Source organism: Cupriavidus sp. FW305-26 (assembly GCF_058787975.1).
Genome location: NZ_JBYTAH010000096.1, coordinates 1 through 2,746, shown reverse-complemented (window position 1 = coordinate 2,746; position 2,746 = coordinate 1). Strand labels below are relative to the sequence as shown.

Annotated in this window: 3 protein-coding genes; all 3 read left to right on the top strand. The window is 69.3% G+C overall.

Annotation, left to right across the window (positions count from 1 at the left end; genetic code table 11):
• Window positions 1–125: 125 nt before the first annotated feature.
• The 3 genes from ruvC (at window position 126) to ruvA (ending at window position 2,644) form a co-directional block, all read left to right on the top strand.
• Entirely contained in the window at window positions 126–671 is a 546-nt protein-coding gene (ruvC, locus tag AC3WQZ_RS32395) for a crossover junction endodeoxyribonuclease RuvC (protein WP_010813889.1), read from the top strand.
• Between the two features lie 80 nt (window positions 672–751).
• Entirely contained in the window at window positions 752–1,984 is a 1,233-nt protein-coding gene (locus tag AC3WQZ_RS32390) for a glycerophosphodiester phosphodiesterase (RefSeq protein WP_081050260.1), read from the top strand.
• A gap of 78 nt (window positions 1,985–2,062) precedes the next feature.
• A complete protein-coding gene (gene ruvA / locus AC3WQZ_RS32385) occupies window positions 2,063–2,644 on the top strand; it encodes a Holliday junction branch migration protein RuvA (protein WP_010813891.1) in 582 nt (193 codons plus the stop codon).
• The last annotated feature ends 102 nt before the right edge of the window (window positions 2,645–2,746 follow it).

The window sequence follows — 2,746 nt, the reverse complement described above, 5'->3', positions numbered from 1 at the left end:
CCCCCCCCCCCCCCCCGGCTCCGAAGCGGTTTCGTTCTCCTGCAAGGGAAAGCGAAACCGCTTTTTGCCTTAGGTGCCGGTGCAAAAAGCAATACACTAGCGACGGCATCCATCCTACCCACCCAATGCGAATCCTAGGCATCGACCCCGGCCTGCGCACCACCGGCTTCGGCGTGATCGAGAAGCACGGCAACAAGCTTGCCTACGTGGCCTCGGGCACGATCAAGAGCGACGGCAATTCAACGTTGCCGGAACGGCTGAAGACGCTCTACGACGGCATCAGCGAAGTGTCGCGCACCTATGCACCCGACTGCGCGGCGATCGAGAAGGTCTTCGTCAACGTCAACCCGCAGTCCACGCTGCTGCTCGGCCAGGCCCGCGGCGCGGCGATCTGCGGGCTGGTGGGCTACGGCTTGCCGGTGTTCGAGTACACCGCGCTGCAGCTCAAGGTGGCGGTGGTCGGCTACGGCCGCGCCAACAAGGCGCAGGTGCAGGAAATGGTGACGCGGCTGCTGATGCTGCCCGGCCAGCCCGGCAGCGATGCGGCCGATGCGCTCGGCGTGGCGATCTGCCATGCCAACGGCAGCGATACCCTGGGCACGCTATCGGGCCTGGCGCCCGACCTGGTGCGCAAAGGCATGCGCGTGCGGCGCGGGCGGCTGGTCGGCTGAACACGCCAGCGGCTGGCGCTTGCTGTGCCCGCTTCCCCATCTCTTACAATCGGGCCTTGGTCTCACCACAGGAACGCTGCATGCCTAGTCAGTCCCGATTGAGCGCGCCGCGCCGGCGCCCCAGCCTCTTCCCTGTTCTTGCCTTCCGGCGTTGGCTGTTTCCGGCCGCCGCGGCCTGCGCCGCGCTGGTCGCGGGCTGCGCCACCGCGCCGCGCCCTAAGCCCGTGTCCGCGGCTCCGGTGCCGGCACCCGCCGCGAGCGCTGCGCCTGCGGCCGCCGCCACCCAGCCTCCCAAACCACTGGTGATCGCCCATCGCGGCGCCAGCGCGCTGCGCCCCGAACATACACTTGCCGCCTACGCCAAAGCCATCGAGGACGGCGCCGACGCCATCGAGCCCGACCTGGTCATGACACGCGACGGCGTGCTGGTAGCGCGCCACGAGAACGACATCACCGGCACCACCAACGTGGCCGAACTGCCGCAGTTCGCCGAGCGCAAGCGCACCAAGGTGATCGACGGCGAGCGCCTGAGCGGCTGGTTCACCGAAGACTTCACGCTGGCGGAGCTCAAGACGCTGCGCGCGCGTGAGCGCATCCCGCGCCTGCGCCCGGACAATGCGCGCCTGAACGACCAGTTCGAGGTGCCGACCTTCGACGAGATCGTGCGCCTGGCCGAGCAGGCCGCGCTGCGCACCGGCAAACCCATCGGCATCTACGCGGAGCTGAAGCACCCGAGCTACTTCCGCGGCATCGGGCTGCCGCTCGAGGACAAGCTGGTGGCCGCGCTGCGGGCACAACCCTACCTGCGCAACGCACCCGTGTTTATCCAATGCTTCGAGACCGGCAGCCTGCGCGCGCTGCGGCGCACGCTTGGCAGCGGGCAGCACAACGTGAAGCTGGTGCAGCTCATCGGCAACCCGCGCAAGGGCCCGGCCGACTGGAAGCTGGCGGGCGACGGCCGCACCTTCGGCGACATGCTGGGCGCGACCGGCCTGCGCGAGGTGGCAGCCTATGCCGACGGCATCGGCCCCGAGAAGAGCAGCGTGGTGCCGCGCGATGCGCAGGGCGCGCTGGCTGCGCCGACGCCGGTGGTGCGCCAGGCGCATGCTGCCGGGCTGTTCGTCCATCCCTACACCTTCCGTCCGGAAAACAGCTTCCTGCCCAAGGCGCTCCAGACCGGCGGCGACGACGCCACGCGCAGCCCGTCCGGCATGGAGCGGGAAGTGCAGGCCTTTATCGCGGCCGGCATCGATGGCTTCTTCACCGACGACCCGGCGCTGGGCCGGCGCGCGGTGGATACGCCGGCGCGCTGACCCCGGCAGGGCGGCCGCTGGGCTACACTTGCGGCCGCCTGGTCCCTGACCCCCACCTTCCATTCCCTCCTCCGCACCATGATCGGACGCATCGCCGGCACCCTTATCGAGAAGAATCCCCCGCACCTGCTGGTCGACTGCCACGGCGTCGGCTACGAGGTGGACGTGCCGATGAGCACCTTCTACAACCTGCCCGCGGTGGGCCAGCCGGTGACACTGCTGACGCAGCTGATCGTGCGCGAGGACGCGCACCTGCTGTACGGCTTCGGCACCGCATCGGAGCGCAACACCTTCCGCGAGCTGATCAAGATCACCGGCATCGGCGCGCGCATGGCGCTGGCGGTGCTGTCGGGCATGTCGGTGCCCGAGCTGGCGCAGGCCATCACGCTGCAGGAAGCCGGCCGCCTCACGCGCATTCCCGGCATCGGCAAGAAGACCGCGGAGCGGCTGCTGCTGGAGCTCAAGGGCAAGCTGGGCGCGGAGCTGGGCCACGTGCCGGGCACGCCGGCGGTGCCGGACAGCGCCGTCGACGTGCTCAATGCGCTGCTGGCGCTGGGCTACTCGGAAAAGGAAGCCGCCGCCGCGATCAAGCAGGTGCCGGCGGGGACCGGCGTGTCGGACGGCATCAAGCTGGCGCTCAAGGCATTGTCCAAGGCTTGAGACCTGCATAGGCGCGTAGAATGGCGGATTGTTGCCGCTGTCCGGGCCCCTGACCACCATGATCGAAACTGACAAGCTTGCCGCCCCCGCCCGCGTAATTGC

Bases quoted from the DNA above. Each gene is read 5' to 3' on its own strand.
- ruvC (WP_010813889.1), top strand. From the start codon at position 126: ATGCGAATCCTAGGCATCGACCCCGGCCTGCGCACCACCGGCTTCGGC.
- AC3WQZ_RS32390 (WP_081050260.1), top strand. From the start codon at position 752: ATGCCTAGTCAGTCCCGATTGAGCGCGCCGCGCCGGCGCCCCAGCCTC.
- ruvA (WP_010813891.1), top strand. From the start codon at position 2,063: ATGATCGGACGCATCGCCGGCACCCTTATCGAGAAGAATCCCCCGCAC.